Below are 16,261 nucleotides of genomic sequence, written 5' to 3' on the forward strand. Positions count from 1 at the left end.
CTCGTACAAGGAGTATAAGGGGAGAACAGAGAACGGAAGGGGGCGCGTGGGGGAATCAACAGCTCCGAGGAAAAGTCCACCACTTGAGGGACAGAAAACAACGGTCATTGAACATTCAGGGCCGACGCTCAACACTTCGGCTCGACACTTCGCTTTGGAAAGGGCCCTGCGCGATGGTGCAGCCCTCCATCTCGCAGCACAGGTCGCCGAAGGTCGCGAGGATGCGCTCCTTCTGTTCCGCGGGCGAGACGACTCGGTGGGCAAGGTCCTCTCAAAAGGGGTCGTCCGACGCCGCAAGACCTCGATGACCGACTACCGCCTCGAGCAAGCGGCGGATTACCTCTGCACTATCGAACTTGCCTTGGTCAAGTGCGAGGCCAAGGAGAACGGTGAGACGTACAACAAGTTCTTCGGAGGTATAGGCTCTTTCAAGAGGAACTGGCTCAAGCAAGCCCGCAGCAAGCGGATATAGCTGGTCTCGCGGTTTCGCAAGGAACGGTCAGTTCTCCTCTGGCGAGGAACCCCGGGCGACGTGCTTCGAGCAGCGGAAGCTGAAGCGCAAGCAGAAGCAGCGCGGGCATTGATCGGTGCCGACATGGGCCCAGACGTGAACAGTGCTACATCCCCTGATCACGGGGCGCGAAACCGCAAAGGTTGCACAGAGGTTGCAAAATAAGAAGCCCCCGACCTGTTTTCGCAGGTCAGAGGCTTGAAATCAACGAATATCGTTTATTCCCACTCGATGGTCGCGGGCGGCTTGGACGTGATGTCGTAGCACACGCGGTTGGCGCCGGGAACCTCGGCAACGATGCGGCCGGAGATGCGGGCCAGCACGTCGTAGGGCAGTTTGGCCCAGTCGGCGGTCATGGCATCGCTGGACTCGACGGCACGCAGGATGATCGGGCGCTGATAGGTGCGCTCGTCGCCCATAACGCCGACGGACTTAATGTCGGGCAAAACCGCAAAGTACTGCCAGCAGCTGTGCTCGGAGTTGCGCTCGCCGGTCTGCTCAAACAGACGCTGGTTGTAAGCGTCGAGCTCCTCGCGCACGATAGCGTCGGCGTTCTTGAGGATCTCGAGCTTCTCCTTGTCGACCGCACCGATGATGCGGATGGCAAGACCCGGGCCCGGGAAAGGCTGGCGAAACACGATGTGACCCGGCAGGCCCAGCGCCAGACCAAGCGCGCGGACCTCGTCCTTAAAGAAGTGGTCGAGCGGCTCAATGAGGTCAAAGTGCACGCCCTCGGGGAACGGGATCAGGTTGTGGTGGCTCTTGATGGTGGCCGTCTTGCCGCCCGTCTTGCGAGCTCCGGACTCGATGATGTCGGGGTAGATAGTGCCCTGAGCCAGGTACTTGACCGGCTTGCCATCGGTCTCGAGCTGCTGCGCCACGGCGAAGAACTCTTTCCAGAACTGCGTACCGATGATGCGGCGCTTCTCCTCGGGCTCGGTCACGCCGGCCAGAAGCTCGGCATAACGGTCCTCGGCGTGGACGTGAATAAAGTCGACGTCAAACTGCTTGGTGAAGACCTCCTCCACTTGCTCGGGCTCGCCCTTGCGCAGCAGGCCGTGGTTGATGAACACGCAGGTCATCTGCTTGCCCACGGCGCGGGCGCCCAGCGCAGCCACGACGGAGGAGTCGACGCCACCGGACAGAGCCAGAATCACGCGGTCGTCGCCGACCTTCTCGCGAAACTCGGCCGTCATGGTCTCGACCAGGTTGTCCATGCTCCAGTTGGGCTCCAGGCCGCAGATCTCAAACAGGAAGTTGCTCAGCAGCTGCTGACCGTACTCGGAATGCTTGACCTCGGGGTGAAACTGCGTGGTGAAGATCTTGCGCTCGACGCACTCCATGGCGGCAACCGGGCACACGTCGGTGCTGGCGGTAACGGTAAAGCCCTCGGGTACCTCGGACACGGCGTCGCGGTGGCTCATCCACACAGTCTGCTCCATGGGCGTGGAGTTAAAGAGCTTGGCGCCGGCCGTGCGCGTGATGGTGGCGCGGCCGTACTCGCCCACCTCGGAGTGGCCGACCTTGCCGCCAAGCGTCACGGCCGTGATCTGATGGCCATAGCAAAAGCCCAGGACGGGAAGGCCCAGGTCAAAGATGGCAGGATCGATGGACGGAGCGTCCTCGGCATACACAGAAGCCGGGCCGCCGGAAAGGATGAGCGCAGAGGCGTTCATCTCGCGAATCTCGTCGGCCGAGATGTCGCAGGGGACAATCTCGGAATACACGTTGAGGTCGCGGACGCGACGGGCAATGAGCTGACCGTACTGCGCACCAAAGTCGAGTACGAGGACCTTTGCGGAAGCCTTTTGATCCATGGTTCCCCCTCTTGTTGGCGGGGAGCCGGTGCCCACCCGCGTGAATGAACGAAAATAGCCTTCATAGTGTACACGTTATATGGGGTTTCTCGCCCCTCGCAGCCATCAGCGCACGGCAAACGCACGACCTAGGCCCCTATTTGACGGCAATTGAAGTGTTACCAAACGTTACAGATGATGTAATACGTTTGAACATTGGACGCCCTGTGCCACAATACTGCCGAACGACTCCGCCCTTGCGGCGGCAAATACGATAGGAATACCAGCATGAAGCGCATCCTTCTCATCGCCACGGGCGGCACCATCGCATCGACCGAGGACGGCAACGGCCTCTCCCCCGCCCTGACCGGTGAGGAGCTCGCCCAGAGCGTCCCCGAGATCTCGGGCCTCTGCGAGCTCGACGTCGTGCAGCCCATGAACATCGACAGCACCAATATGCGCCCGAGCGACTGGATGCGTATCCGCGACGTCATCGTCAAGGGCTATGCCGACCACGACGGCTTCGTGATTCTACACGGCACCGACACCATGAGCTACACCGCGGCAGCACTTTCCTATCTGATTCAGGACAGCCCCAAGCCCATCGTGCTCACCGGCTCGCAAAAGCCCATGGGCAACCCCTTTACCGACGCCAAGCTCAACCTGTACCAGAGCCTGCTCTATGCGCTCGACGAGCATTCGCACGATGTGTCGATCGTGTTTGGCGGCGTCGCCATTGCCGGCACGCGCGCCCGCAAGCAGCGCACCATGAGCTTTAACGCGTTCATTAGCGTCAACTATCCGCCCATTGCCTACATCCGCAACGACCGCATTGTGCGCAACGGGCTCCACGGCACTCATCAGGGCGAAAACCCGGTGCGTTTCTACGACAGCATCGACCCGCGCGTATTTGTACTCAAGCTTACGCCCGGCGTAAACCCGGGCATCCTCGACGCCCTTGCCGATAGCTACGACGCCGTGATTCTGGAGACCTTTGGCATTGGCGGTATTCCCGAGTTTGGCGAGTCGGGCGAGTCGTTCCAAGAGGCAATTTTCCGCTGGGTCGATTCGGGTCGCACCGTCGTTATGACCACGCAGGTCCCCGAAGAGGGCCTCGATCTGGGCATTTATGAGGTCGGCCGTGCTTACGCCAATCATCCGGGCATTCTGCGCGGCGACGACATGACCACCGAGACGCTCGTGGCCAAGACCATGTGGGCACTCGGCCAGTCACGCGATGCGGCCGAGATCCAGCGCCTGTTCTACAGCCAAGTCAACCACGACCGCATCCCGATGGAGTAATTCAGTTGTCGACGGGTATCCCCTATTCGATACCCTCGAGAAGCTCTGACACCGTCATGCCGAGTGCGGGCGCGATCTTAAATAGAACCTTGAGCGTGAAATTTGCCGTCCCATCTTCGATTCGGTCGAGGTAGGGTCGGCTGATTCCTGTCGCCACACAAAAATCAACCTTGGAGATACCAAGGTCCCTGCGTGTCTCTTCGACCCGCCTGCCAAGAATCTGTTTCGCACGTTCGTCCATGCAGCCGAGTTTGAAATGGAGCCGAACATAAACGTAAACTATAGTTTACGTTTTCCCGAATACACAGGAGTTTTCTATGTCGGGTTCTTCGGTCCGCATGTACCGAGCCACGCTTCGCACAAACAGCGCGCCGCCCAAGCTCGTCGTCGTTGAAGCTGAATGCCTTTCGCCCGATGAGCGCACAGCATTTGCATTGCTATCAAGTCGCGTCGCCGCCGTTCTGGTCCCTTGCCCGGCGCGAGGTGAACTTGCCATCCGATGCCAAACGCACGGCTGCTCGCTCAATCAGGCTGCCGTAATCGCAACCAGCCAACGCGGCCTGCCGCTCCTTTTAGAAGCCGGCATAGCACTCGCCCTTCGCGGCGCCGGATACGAAAACGAGGCCGCCGCCGATGCAGTCTTTCAACCACGATCGAGCGGCGGCCTCGCAGCAGCCATCGAATATGCTTGCAGGCTCGTTGCCTAAAAGGACAAGTTAGAAACCAAAGCCAAAGCCCGTTCCGGTAATCGCCGAGTACATAAAGTAAACGTTGATCACGTTGAGGAACACACCCGTGATACAACCGTTGCGCAGGTAGCGCTCGCACACGATGCGCGCCATGGCGGCGGAGTCATCATTGTTTTTAGCCTGGCGTCCCGCCGTAAAGTACGTCGCCACGCTCAGCAGTAGGTTGAGCACCGGCAGTGCCAGCAGCTCGTAGCTCTTACCCCAGCGCGTCACCTCGCCGGCTGCGTTAAACTTCGTTGCCACCTCGGGGCCAATGTTGGGGATAACACACGCTGCAACCACCAGCGGAATCACCGCAAGTACGAGCAGCGCAATACCCATGTAGCCAGCTTTTTTGCCATATTTAAACATGCGCGTCGTCCTTACACGTTAAAGCGGAAGTGCACGACGTCGCCATCGGCCATAACATAGTCCTTGCCCTCAATACGCAGTTTGCCGGCGGCCTTGGCGCCTTGCTCACCGCCGAGCTCGATGTAGTCGTCATAGCCAATGACCTCGGCCTTAATAAAGCCGCGCTCAAAATCGGTGTGGATGACGCCGGCGGCCTGCGGGGCGGTCGCGCCCTGACGAACCGTCCAGGCCTTGACCTCCATCTCGCCGGCCGTAAAGAACGACTGCAGGCCGAGCAGCTTGTAGGCAGCCTGAGCGAGCACGTCCAGGCCGGGCTGCTCCAGGCCCAGGCTCTCCAGGTAGTCGGCGGCGTCCTCGGGATCGAGCTCGGAAAGCTCTGCCTCGATCTTGGCGCAGATGGGCAGCGGCTTGACACCATCGATGGGCGCCAGATCGTCGTTGAGCATATCCTCGTCCACGTTGGCCACATACAGGATGGGCTTCATGGTGAGCAGGAACAGGCCCTTGGCGGCGGCACGCTCCTCGTCGGTCATCTCCATGGATGCGGCGCGCTTGCCCTCGTTGAGCCAGGCAAGCAGGCGCTTGGCCACCTCGAACTTGGGCATGAGCTCCTTGTCGCGCTTGGCCTCCTTCTCGAGCTTGGGCAGCTGCTTCTCGAGCGTGCCCATGTCGGCCAGGATGAGCTCGGTCATGATGGTGTCGGCATCGCCGGCGGGATCGACGAACTCGCCCGTGCGGCCCACCTCACGCATGACGTTGGGGTCCTTAAAGTAGCGCACGACCTCGCAGATGGCATCGGTCTCGCGGATGTTTGCCAAGAACTGGTTGCCCAGGCCCTCGCCCTCGTTAGCGCCCTTCACCAGACCTGCAATGTCGACAAACTCGACCGTCGCCGGCACAATGCGGCCCGGGCTGACGATGTCGGCGAGCTTTTGCAGGCGGCTATCGGGCACATCGACGATACCCACGTTGGGGTCGATCGTGGCAAACGGGTAGTTGGCGGCAAGGCCGGTCTTTTTGGTAAGCGCGGTGAACAACGTCGACTTGCCCACGTTGGGCAGGCCCACGATACCGATGGAAAGGGACACGACAGCTCCTTTTGGTACAGGTACTTCAAACTGCATAAGTATAGCGCCGCCGCAGCATCCGGGCGAATCCGGACACCGCGGCGGCGCAAATGAAGCAAAGATTGGGGTCGCTGGCTAGTCCGCGAGCTTCTCCACCTGATCGAGCATCTTGTCGAGCTTGGCCTTTGCTTCGGCCTTGACCTTCTCAGCTTCTTCGTGAGCCTTCGCCTTCTGGGCGGCCTTTTCCTCGGCCTCGGGGTCGACGACGACCAGATTGGACGCGTCATGCTCAACCAACTTGAGCGCATGCTCGGGGCACACCTTGACGCAGGCACCGCAGCCCAAGCAATACGTCGACTCCAACGCAAAGCGGCCGCTTCCCACCAAATCGCAGGCGAACGTGGGGCATACATTGACGCACTCGCCGCACGACGTGCACTTGTCAAAATCGCACTCCGGCGTGCTCACCTGCATGTTCTGGGCAAGCTCGGGGTGGTTTTGCAGCGTCGAGAGCACCAGCTGGCGCCCGTGCGTGAGCGAACGGCGGCGCTTGGTCGTCGTGGTACCGCACATGGTGTTGAGCGTGCGCTCAAGCTGCGTGATCTGGTGACGGTGGGCCTTCAACTTCTGCGTCACCGAGGCCAGTGCCGCAGTCGCCGGATTGAGCTTGGTCACCGTCAGGCCCGTGGTGCGGGCAATCTTTTCCATGTACTCCTTGCGCTCGTACTCGCGGCGCTTATGGCATTTGAGGCTCTTGGAGTCGACCTCCAAGCCCATACCCGTGCCGGACCACTCCTCGGCCTTCGCAATCGCCTCGCCCAGAATGTCCTCACCGCCGGTGTTGCGGCACTTATCGCACACGCCCAACGGCAGGTAGACGCTCACGTTGGGATAGTCGGCCAGTACCGAGAACCAGGTCTCGGCCGTAATATCGCCCACGCAGGCGACGACGACCTCGTTTTCGCGCGGCATGCGCTTAAGGGCGCGCGTGCAGGTAACGTAGGCGGTCTCGTGGCTCGTAGCAGCAGAGACGATATCGTCATACAGGTTTTTGGGCGCCAGGCGCGGCGAGATGATTGCCTCGGTCGGACAGGCAGCGGCGCACAGGCCGCACTTGCGACAGGAGTCGAGGATCTCGATGGCGTCTTCCTCGACCTCGATAGCGTTGACCGGGCACACGTCCATGCACGCGGTGCAGCCGCTCTTTTCGTTTTTGCAGGTCAAGCACGGAATGGTGTTGCCGCGCGGGCGCTCCTTGTAGTCGGCAGGATTCCACTGCGGCGCCGATGGATCGAGTGCATCGGTCACGCCGCCAAGCGGGTTTTTAAGAAAGTCGAAACCCTTGCTGATCTCGATAATGTCATCAAACAGATCGTGTTCCTGCGCCATGCGCGGCCCCTCCCTGAGCAGTGCAAACAAGCAAGAGATAATGATACGCTATCGGCCCACGCCTCGGGCAAATTACACGCGGAGCATCTTTGCGGCAAATAGCCCATGGCCTATCGCCGCCTCGATTGCACAAGGTCAATCAAGTGCCAAGCTATGCCTCGCACATGAGCTGCACGAGTTTTTGTTTGGTCACCTTGGCCTGCTCGTTGGCCATATTGCGCTCGTTTCTAAAGACCGCATTTGCAACGCTCATCAGGTCGGTATCGGAAATCTCGCCAAGTCCCAGCTCCGCGAGCGTCGTCGGTAGACCAACGCGCTGGCAAAACTCGAGCACCTGATCAAGCTCGGGCGCACGCTCCAGGCGCAGCTGCACCACCAGGCCAAATGCCACGGCCTCACCATGCATGGCCTTGCACTCGGGCAGAATCGTCAGGCCGTTGGCTATGGCATGGGCAAGCGCTAAGCCACCACTCTCAAAGCCAACACCCGAGAGCAGAATATTGCACTCGATCAGGCGCTCAACCGCTGGCGATGTACGGCCCTTTTTGAGATCGCGCTTGGCAGCGACGCCGCACTCCATGAGTGTGTCATAGCAGGCACGAGCCGCAACCAAGGCCAAGTGTCCCGGCGCGCCACCGTGCTCGTTGGCGCCGTGCGCCGCGGCGCACGAACGCGCCTCGAAATACGTTGCCAGCGCATCGCCCATACCAGCGACCGTCATACGCAGCGGGGCCGCCGCGACCACGTTGGTATCGACCACGACCAAGTCTGGATTCTTCTCGAGCATCAGGTAGCGGTCGAACGACCCATCCTCGTGATACAGCACCGAAATCGCGCTGCACGGACCGTCCATCGACGCCGCCGTGGGACATACGCACAACGGCAACTCGGCATAAAACGCAACGGCCTTGGCGATATCGAGCATCTTGCCGCCGCCAATGCCCACCACCATGTCGCAATACTCGGCCCGGGCTTCCTTGGCCATTTCGACAACGGCATCTTCCGTACACGGACCGTTGTAAATCTTAAAGAACGGCTCGCTTAGATCTTCATCCAGAAATCCATCGACGATCTGCTTGCACAGCCGATCCTCGGTGCCCTGGTCAAACAGGACATAGGCAGCGCAACCCAACCATGACAAATACCTGCCCTGACGCGAGAGCTCACCCGGCCCCTGAACATACCGGCCAGGACCGCCATAAACCATGGGAAGCGCCATACGAGAATCCGCCCTTCATCAAACAACGATTGGTGCAAAGTAACCCGACCCCTTTGCACCATAGCAAAAAGGGGCAAAGTCATCTGCTGGCTTTGCCCCTTCCTTAGCTTGATTTACTCATCCATGAGATAGTAGTGGCCCAGCGCGTCGGCACCCAGGATGGCGTTTGCGACCATCTCGGGCGTCACCTCAAACGGCATATTGCACATGGTGTCCTCGGGCGCGCACGCGGCCTCGGCAACAATCATGGCCTGCTCGCGCGTAAGCTCGGCAACGCCAAGTTCCTTCATCGTGACCGGCAGGCCAAGCTCAATGCAGAAGCCCAAGACTTCCTCGAGCTTCTCGGTCGGGGCATCCTCGAGTACCAGCTGGACGATAGTGCCGAAGGCGACCTTCTCGCCGTGATACATGCCGTGGCACTCGGGCAGCATCGTCAGACCATTGTGGATGGCATGAGCAGCGGCAAGGCCCGAGCTCTCAAAGCCAATGCCCGAAAGCAGCGTATTGGCCTCAATGATGTGCTCGACGGCAGGCGTGAGCGCGCCCTTCTCCAGCGCGACCTTGGCCTTGACGCCATCGGCCATAAGCGTCTCGTAGCAGAGCTTGGCGAGCGCCAGACCGGCCATTCCGCCCTTGCCGCCGGCGCAGGTGCCGCCGTCGGCATCGTGCGTCGCCTGAGCCTCGAAATAGGTTGCGAGCGCATCGCCCATACCGGAAACCGTCAGGCGCACCGGGCTCGCCGCGATAACCGTCGTATCCATAAGGACGATATTGGGGTTTGCCTTAAGGAAGAGGTATTTGTCGAACTGGCCGTCATCGGTATAGAGCACCGAAAGCGCCGAACACGGGGCATCGGTCGAAGCAATGGTGGGGCAAATGATAACCGGGGACTCCAGGTAATAGGCGACGGCCTTCGCGGTGTCGAGGATCTTGCCGCCACCGACGCCGACGATGATGTCGCAACCGTTGTCGCGAGCGAGCGCAACCAGGCGATCGACCTCGCCCTTGGAGCACTCGCCGTTAAAGTCCTCAAACAGCAGCTCGGCCTTAGCCTCGGTAAAACCGCCCTCGATCTTGGCACCGACGCGCTTCTTGCCCGAAGGCGTCACGATGACGAGGGCCTTAGCGCCGAGCGGCTCAACGTAAGAGCCGAGCTTGGCGAGCTCGTCCGGACCCTGGATGTACTTGCTGGGGCTATTGAAAATTGCAGCCATAACTATCCCATTCTCTAAAAGAAAAAAGAAAGGGGCTCCGTACAGATACGTGCGGAGCCCCTCGTTACGATAACAAGAGTCGATTAGAAATCGATGTCGGTGTCGTAGTAGCAGGCCTTGAGGATCTTCTCGAAGTCGGCAGCCTTGGTCTCACGCGGGTTCTCGGGCGTGCAGGCGTCCTGCTCGGCGTTCGCGGCGATCTCGGGCAGCTTGGCGAGGAACTCCTCCTCGGAAACCATCTGCGGGTTCTCGGCGTCGACCTTCACGCCACCATTCGCGTAATCCTTGATGGACTGCGGAATGTTGAGCTGGTCGTTGAGGTCGCGAATCTTCTGGACGAGTGCAGCGATGAGCTCCTCGTTGGTCTCGCCGGGAAGGTGCAGGATCTCCTTGGCCACGTAAGCGTAACGCTCGGCAGCACGGGGATCCTTGGAGTTCCACTGGATGACCTTGCCCAGGTACATGGCGTTAGCAGCACCGTGGATGATGTGGCCGTTCTCGAAGGCAGCACCGGTCTTGTGAGCCATGGAGTGAACGATGCCGAGCAGGCCCGAGGAGAAGGCGATACCGGCGATGCACTGAGCCTCGTGCATGTGCTGACGGGCCTCATGGTCGCCAGCATAGGACTTGGGCAGCCACTCGACGATCTCGCGGATGCCGTGCAGAGCGTTGGCATCGGTGAACATAGAGGCGCAGGTGGAAACGTAGGCCTCCATGCAGTGGGTCAGAGCATCCATGCCGGTGTGAGCGCACAGCTTGGCGGGCATGGTGTAGGTGAGCTCGGGGTCGACGATGGCGACATCAGGGGTGATGTTGAAGTCGGCCAGCGGGTACTTGATGCCCTTTTCGTAATCCGTGATGACGGAGAATGCGGTGACCTCGGTAGCGGTGCCGGAGGTAGAGGAAATGGCGCAGAAGTGAGCCTTCTGACGCAGCTCGGGGAAGCTGAACGGCTGGATAATGTTGTCGAAGGACTCCTCGGGATACTCGTAGAAGACCCACATGGCCTTAGCAGCATCGATGGGCGAACCGCCGCCGATAGCAACGATCCAGTCGGGCTCGAAGTCGCGCATAGCGGCTGCGCCCTTCATGACGGTCTCGATGGAGGGATCGGACTCGACGCCCTCGAACAGCTTGACCTCCATGCCGGCCTCTTTGAGGTCGGCCTCAACGTCCTGCAGGAACCCGCCGCGGCGCATAGAGCTGCCGCCAGAAACGATGATGGCCTTCTTGCCCTTGAGGTTCTTCACCTCGTGGCGAGCGCCCTCACCAAAGTACAGATCGCGAGGATTGGTAAAACGTCCCATACTGTGCCTCCTAAACAAGCCCCTCTTAGACTTGCGTATATAACGGAGCACCCAATTGGCTCCGTTAGGACCGGTTTGCGCGTTGCCGGCGATGACAATGCGCGATGTCTAAACGTCTCAACACTCAGACAAACACTATTTTACCGTTCTGGTTGGTCAGTTATTCACCTAAAGCCGCCAATGATGAAACGTTTTTTCTATCCCTGAAGACCCTTGTGCGGCATTCATACTCCCAAGCTGGGCAAACGTTTTATCAAGGTTGACTACATATCCCGGGCAGGACCGTGCCCCTCCAAAATATGCACCGTTCGCCGCCAAAAATCGACCGTTTGCGGCACCGTGATACCACTCGGTCGTCCAAGGTGCCGACATTTGTGCGACATCCGTCTTCGTGGTGCAAAGGTGCAAGTCCAAGTGCGGCACCCCCGTTGTGCCACATGCGGGTAAACTAGAACTTTATATAGAAACATTTGAACCCTAACCGCAGCAAAGGAGGCCCCATGGCATTCGATCCCATTCAAGAGGATTGCCATCGCCTCGTTCTTGAGGCCTTGCGCCGCGACAATATCCCGCTCACCGACGCTGCCGCCGTAGAACATCTGATGGAACAATTCACCCGCAACCCCGCACCGCTCATCGTGCACGACCGCGACCGCGCCGGGCACCTCATTGCCAAGGTGGTCGAGGCTGTCGACTACCGCATTCCCTTTATCCCTGACGATACCCAGGCAGAGCAGGAAGAGGCAGCTGCCGAGAACATGCTCCGCGAGGCAGCCGCGCTCGACCCCACCAACTGGGACGCTCAGCGCATGCTGACCGCCCTCGCCGCCGAATCCAACGAGGAATACGTGCAGTATCTGGTGTCCAAGTGCGACGAGGTGGAGCACGATCTGGCGCTTAAGATCGCCTCGGCGCAGGACCCCTACGAGCGCGAGGCCGCTGGCGACCTTATGCGCCGCCCCTACCTGCGCTGGCTTGCCGCCTTGGCATCGCGCGCGCTCATTAGCGGCCGCTATCGCATGTCGCTCGAAGCCGCAAACCGCAGCCTCGACTTTGCCCCCAACGATCCTGCCGGCGTCCGCCACACCGCGATGCTCGCCATGGCAAAGCTCGAATACCCCGCCGAGGAGCTCAAGCGCTTTCGCTCTGCCCACTCCGTCCCCTATCTCGCCAACACGCCGCTGCGCCGTCGTCCCAAGGATGCGGAGCGCGACTTGGACCCGTGGACGCTCATCGCGCTGATGAGCGCTGCCTGGCGCGAGCTGGACTACGAGGGTGCCGAGCACTACTTGCGCATCCTTGCACGCTCGTGTCCGCACGCAGCCGAGGCACTCTACTTCCAAACCGAGTTTCCCGATGGCGTCTATGCCCGCGTCAACGTAGGCGTAGGCTCCACCGACGAGCTTGTCCTCGCGCTGTCCGAGGCGACGCCGGTGCTGCAGGAGGGCCTGGGCGCCCCCGACAACGCCAGCTTTGCCGCCTGGGTCGCCACCAACGATATCGTGCGTTCCCAAATCGATGAGCGCATCCTGCAGGCGGCCGAGCAGGGTTTGCCGTTTAAGGGAGGAGACCTCTAATGGATCCGAGCGTCTACATCCCCGCCTACCTGGAGCGCACCTATCTGGCGTCGCACCCCGAGCTCACCGATGCAGCACGCGAGCTTGTCCATAACGACATTAGCGCGAATCCCCAAAAGTATGCGCAGTCCGAGCATGCCCAGGCGCTGCTGTCCTACGCCGGTGTTCATCGCCACCTGCTCGACGAGCTTCATCGCATCGAGGACATGGGCAGCGACGAGGAGTTCGAGCAGACGCGCAATCGTCTGTTCGACGACATGCGAGATGAGCTGCTCAAGATTGTCCGCGTCGATGCGCTGGCCGTCGATGCCCAGCTGCTCGCCATCATTTTGGCGGACACGCCCGTTGACGCCTGCCTGGGCGACCTGATGAAGCTCGAGGCGACCACGGCCGATTACCTGCAGCAAAGTGTGCCCGGGTTCGATATGGAGGCCCCACACTACTGGGCCAACAATGTTTTGGCCGACGGTGTCACCGCAGCAGACCTTACCGTGAGCGAGCCGGCTCTAATCGGGTGGCTTCACACACTCGAGGCCATCTCGCAGCTGTGCATGGCGAGCGCTCGTTACCGTGCTGCCGCCAACTACGCCCGCCGTGTTCTTAAGGCAGAAGGCTATCCCACCCGAGCTGCAGGCACCGTGCTACTCGCCCTCGCTCGCTTGGAAGACGAGGACGGCTTTTTTGCCCTGGCCCACCAGCTCGAGGAAGAGATCGGGGCTGACGCGCTCGAGAACTCTCCTTGGTATCTGCTCGCCCGCACAATCCTCTTGTTCAAAACGAACAAGATGCGTCCGGCGGTGCGTGCGCTGCGTGAGTTCGCTAACCGCTGCGAGGGCGGCGCATTCTTCTTGCTGAATCCCATGTACCAGACACCGTACCTTCCCTGCCGACCCGAGCCGCGCGACCCCTGGGACCTCTCGCACCAGGCGGTTTGGGAAGCCGACGGCATTATCTCGGACACCCCCGACTTTGCCCCCTGGGCCAACGCCTGCGAAGATGTATCGCAGCTTGCCCAGGAATTTGCGCGCCGCTACGGATTTTAGTGACGCACTCGACCCGACCATGTCGTTTACGTTAGGAACGGTTTCATGAATCTCCGCTCATCTCTTGCCTGCACCTCGAGCGATATCGCTCGCTGGGGACTGCGCTCTGTCCTCAAACGCCAGGGCGGCGTACTCCCCGGCCGCATCGCCATGAAGATCGATCCCGAGTTGCTGAGCGACCTCGCTGGCCTTGTCGACCGCAGCGTGGTGATTACGGGTACTAATGGCAAGACCACCACCTCCAACCTCATCGCCGACGCCGTTGCTGCCAGCGGTGCTGCCGTGGTGTGCAACCGTGCCGGCAACAATATGGAGCCTGGTGTGGTAGGTGCTCTGCTCGAGGCCCGCGGCGGCCTTAAACACACCAGCAGCGGCAAGCGCGTGGGCGTTTTTGAGTGCGATGAGCTTTACACCGTACGCGTTCTGCCCAAGCTCAAGCCGACGTACTTTGTGCTGCTCAACCTGTTCCGCGACCAGCTAGATCGCTATGGCGAGATCGATCACACCCAGGAGGTCATCGCCCACGCGTTGGAGCTTTCGCCGGCAACGACGCTCATCTACAACGCCGACGACCCGCTGTGCGCCTCGATTGCCGCGCGCGTTCCCAATGCGAGTATTGCCTTTGGCATCGACGGCGCCACCGACACCGAGTCCGACCGCATTAGCGACTCGCGCTTTTGCTCGCAGTGCAACGCCCCGTTGGAGTACGACTACGTGCAATACGGCCAGCTTGGCGCATACCATTGCCCCTCGTGCGGTTGGGCACGCCCCGCACTGGTCCGCCGTGTGACGGGCGTGAAGCTCGGCTGCGACGGCTACGGCTTCGACCTGGTCTTTGGATCTGCGCCCGACGCGGCTGCCGTACACATCGCCACACGCTACAACGGTCTGTACATGGTCTATAACGTTGCCGCCGCCTTCTTTGCCGCACGCGAGTTGGGCGTGGACACGGCGTTTCTACAGCCTACGCTCGATGCCTACGTCCCCGCCGGCGGACGTATGGGCCGCTGGGAGATCGCCGGCCGTACCGTCGAGGCAAACCTGGCCAAAAATCCCGTGGGCTTCGATCGCCAGATCCAGTCCATTAAAACGGCAGGCGGCAGGCTCTGCGCCTTCTTCCTGAACGACAACGACGCCGACGGCCACGATGTCTCGTGGATCTACGACGTCGACTTCGAGCGCATCGCCGACACACCGGGTCTTGTCGCCTTTGCCGGAGGCACGCGTGCGCACGACATGCAGGTACGCCTCAAGTACGCCGGCATCGATGCCGCGATTATCTCGGACGTCGCGCAGGCAATTGGCGCCGTTGCGGATGAAGCCGCAGGCGACACTTTCTATGCCGTCGCCAACTACACGGCCTTCCCGCCGCTGGTCAAAGAACTCGATGGGCTGAAGGGTGCCGATGCAGCCACGGTTGCTGCCCGCGCTGCAACGTGTGCCGATGGCAGTGCCGTCCCCGTCGGCATCGCGCCAGTCGAGCTTTCGCGCCCGCTGCGCATCGTCTACCTGTACCCCGATGCCCTCAACCTCTACGGCGACGGCGGCAACGTTATCGCCCTCGAGCGTCGCTGCGCCTGGCGCGGCATCCCCGTTCGCGTGGACGAGGTCCGTATGGGCGAGTCACTCGATCTCACCGATGCCGATATCGTCATGATGGGTGGCGGCTCCGACCGCGACCAGCTAGCCGTGGCACACGAGCTGCTCGCCCAAAAAGACGAGGTCGCATCCTATGTTGAGGATGGCGGCTCGCTGCTCGCCATCTGTGGCAGCTATCAGCTGCTCGGCCGTTCGTACTATATGGGCGAGGATCGCATTGAGGGTCTGGGGGTCATTGCTGCCGAAACCGTACGCGGCTCCGACCGCCTGATCGGCAACGTAGCCGTCAAAACCGACCTGGCACCTGAGCCCTTTGTGGGATTCGAGAACCATGGCGGCCGCACGCTTTTGGACGCCGATGCCACGCCGCTCGGAACGTCCGTCGTCACGGGCACCGGCAACAACGGCGACGATGGCTTTGAGGGCCTGATCTACAAGGGCGTCATCGGCACGTACCTGCATGGCCCGGCGCTGCCCAAGAACCCCGAGCTCGCCGACTGGTTGATCGCCCATGCCCTCGAGCGCCGTGGCGATGCACAGGCTGCCGCCCTGCTGCCGCTCAAGCCCCTCGACGACACCTACGAGCACGCCGCCCACGACGCCGCCATGAAGCTCCTCCCCTAGCACCTCACCACCACAAAGGGGACAGGCACCTTTGTGGTGGTTTTTCAGTTTGCCAACGATATGTGAACGGCTAAAAAAGTCTGCTATACTCTTTCCCGCTGTCCCCATCGTCTAGCGGCCAAGGACGCCACCCTTTCAAGGTGGATATCGCGGGTTCGAATCCCGCTGGGGGCACCATTTGAATTGAAGAGCCCGTTACCCTCGCGGTAGCGGGCTTTTTGCTACCGATATGCCGGGATTCGAACCCGACAGGGTGCGAAGCTGAGGAAACGCGCAAGCGTTTTCCAGCGCAGCACGCAAGGAGCGGAGCGACGCAGCGGAAGCGGGCGGCGCCAGCCGCACGCGGACATCCCGCTGGGGGCACCATTTGAAATGTGAAGCCCGTTACCAATTTGAACTGCCTCCCATTTCTTGGACATGAGAAATGGGAGGCTTTTGGAGTGGGTATGATGAATTGGACACCTAGTTAAGAGCGAAAGGTGTTCAAGATGGCCCAAAGAAGAAAGCGATACG

Annotated in this window: 14 protein-coding genes and 1 tRNA gene; 7 read left to right on the forward strand and 8 right to left on the reverse strand. The window is 60.8% G+C overall.

What is annotated here, in order from left to right; all coding sequences use genetic code 11:
• Positions 1-46: 46 nt before the first annotated feature.
• On the forward strand, positions 47-472 hold the full coding sequence (locus I4W07_RS06605; protein WP_196026025.1) for a hypothetical protein: 426 nt from the start codon (positions 47-49) through the stop codon (positions 470-472).
• A 257-nt stretch (positions 473-729) separates the two neighbouring features.
• On the opposite strand, the gene guaA is transcribed toward I4W07_RS06605, so the two are convergent.
• The gene (gene guaA / locus I4W07_RS06610) at positions 730-2,328 is read right to left on the reverse strand and encodes a glutamine-hydrolyzing GMP synthase (protein ID WP_035136929.1); all 1,599 of its coding nucleotides are present in this window, start codon (positions 2,326-2,328) and stop codon (positions 730-732) included.
• 267 nt (positions 2,329-2,595) lie between these two features.
• On the opposite strand from guaA, the gene I4W07_RS06615 reads away from it, so the two are divergent.
• On the forward strand, positions 2,596-3,609 hold the full coding sequence (locus I4W07_RS06615) for an asparaginase (protein ID WP_196026026.1): 1,014 nt from the start codon (positions 2,596-2,598) through the stop codon (positions 3,607-3,609).
• 22 nt (positions 3,610-3,631) lie between these two features.
• On the opposite strand, the gene I4W07_RS09375 is transcribed toward I4W07_RS06615, so the two are convergent.
• Positions 3,632-3,850, reverse strand: a complete 219-nt coding sequence (locus tag I4W07_RS09375) for a helix-turn-helix domain-containing protein (protein ID WP_035136926.1) — start codon at positions 3,848-3,850, stop codon at positions 3,632-3,634.
• Positions 3,851-3,926: 76 nt separating this feature from the next.
• Between I4W07_RS09375 and I4W07_RS06625 the strand changes: the two genes are divergently transcribed.
• Positions 3,927-4,316, forward strand: coding sequence for a hypothetical protein (locus I4W07_RS06625; protein ID WP_195240289.1), 390 nt, complete (start codon positions 3,927-3,929; stop codon positions 4,314-4,316).
• Positions 4,317-4,325: 9 nt separating this feature from the next.
• Here I4W07_RS06625 and I4W07_RS06630 read toward each other — a convergent pair whose 3' ends face one another.
• The 6 genes from I4W07_RS06630 to I4W07_RS06655 form a co-directional block, all read right to left on the reverse strand.
• A complete protein-coding gene (locus tag I4W07_RS06630) occupies positions 4,326-4,709 on the reverse strand; it encodes a DUF1648 domain-containing protein (RefSeq protein ID WP_089572786.1) in 384 nt (127 codons plus the stop codon).
• 11 nt (positions 4,710-4,720) lie between these two features.
• Positions 4,721-5,797, reverse strand: a complete 1,077-nt coding sequence (gene ychF / locus I4W07_RS06635; RefSeq protein WP_196026027.1) for a redox-regulated ATPase YchF — start codon at positions 5,795-5,797, stop codon at positions 4,721-4,723.
• A 114-nt stretch (positions 5,798-5,911) separates the two neighbouring features.
• Entirely contained in the window at positions 5,912-7,165 is a 1,254-nt protein-coding gene (locus tag I4W07_RS06640; RefSeq protein ID WP_195443546.1) for a 4Fe-4S binding protein, read from the reverse strand.
• A gap of 151 nt (positions 7,166-7,316) precedes the next feature.
• A complete protein-coding gene (locus tag I4W07_RS06645) occupies positions 7,317-8,384 on the reverse strand; it encodes a glycerol dehydrogenase (RefSeq protein ID WP_196026028.1) in 1,068 nt (355 codons plus the stop codon).
• A gap of 113 nt (positions 8,385-8,497) precedes the next feature.
• Positions 8,498-9,598: a glycerol dehydrogenase gene (locus tag I4W07_RS06650; protein WP_117745718.1), complete on the reverse strand. Its 1,101-nt coding sequence runs from the start codon at positions 9,596-9,598 to the stop codon at positions 8,498-8,500.
• An 83-nt stretch (positions 9,599-9,681) separates the two neighbouring features.
• Positions 9,682-10,905, reverse strand: a complete 1,224-nt coding sequence (locus I4W07_RS06655; RefSeq protein ID WP_022093871.1) for an iron-containing alcohol dehydrogenase — start codon at positions 10,903-10,905, stop codon at positions 9,682-9,684.
• A gap of 500 nt (positions 10,906-11,405) precedes the next feature.
• On the opposite strand from I4W07_RS06655, the gene I4W07_RS06660 reads away from it, so the two are divergent.
• The 4 genes from I4W07_RS06660 to I4W07_RS06680 all read left to right on the forward strand — a co-directional run bounded on the left by I4W07_RS06660 (position 11,406) and on the right by I4W07_RS06680 (position 15,925).
• Positions 11,406-12,482, forward strand: a complete 1,077-nt coding sequence (locus I4W07_RS06660; protein ID WP_196026029.1) for a tetratricopeptide repeat protein — start codon at positions 11,406-11,408, stop codon at positions 12,480-12,482.
• Entirely contained in the window at positions 12,482-13,525 is a 1,044-nt protein-coding gene (locus I4W07_RS06665) for a hypothetical protein (protein WP_196026030.1), read from the forward strand. The genes I4W07_RS06660 and I4W07_RS06665 overlap by 1 nt, the downstream gene beginning before the upstream one ends.
• A 45-nt stretch (positions 13,526-13,570) precedes the next feature.
• A complete protein-coding gene (locus tag I4W07_RS09180; RefSeq protein ID WP_230317529.1) occupies positions 13,571-15,748 on the forward strand; it encodes a MurT ligase domain-containing protein in 2,178 nt (725 codons plus the stop codon).
• A gap of 100 nt (positions 15,749-15,848) precedes the next feature.
• Positions 15,849-15,925: transfer RNA gene (locus I4W07_RS06680), tRNA-Glu, on the forward strand.
• Positions 15,926-16,261: the final 336 nt, after the last annotated feature.

Origin of the sequence: Collinsella aerofaciens (genome assembly GCF_015670745.1) — a bacterium.
Lineage (GTDB): Bacteria > Actinomycetota > Coriobacteriia > Coriobacteriales > Coriobacteriaceae > Collinsella > Collinsella aerofaciens_T.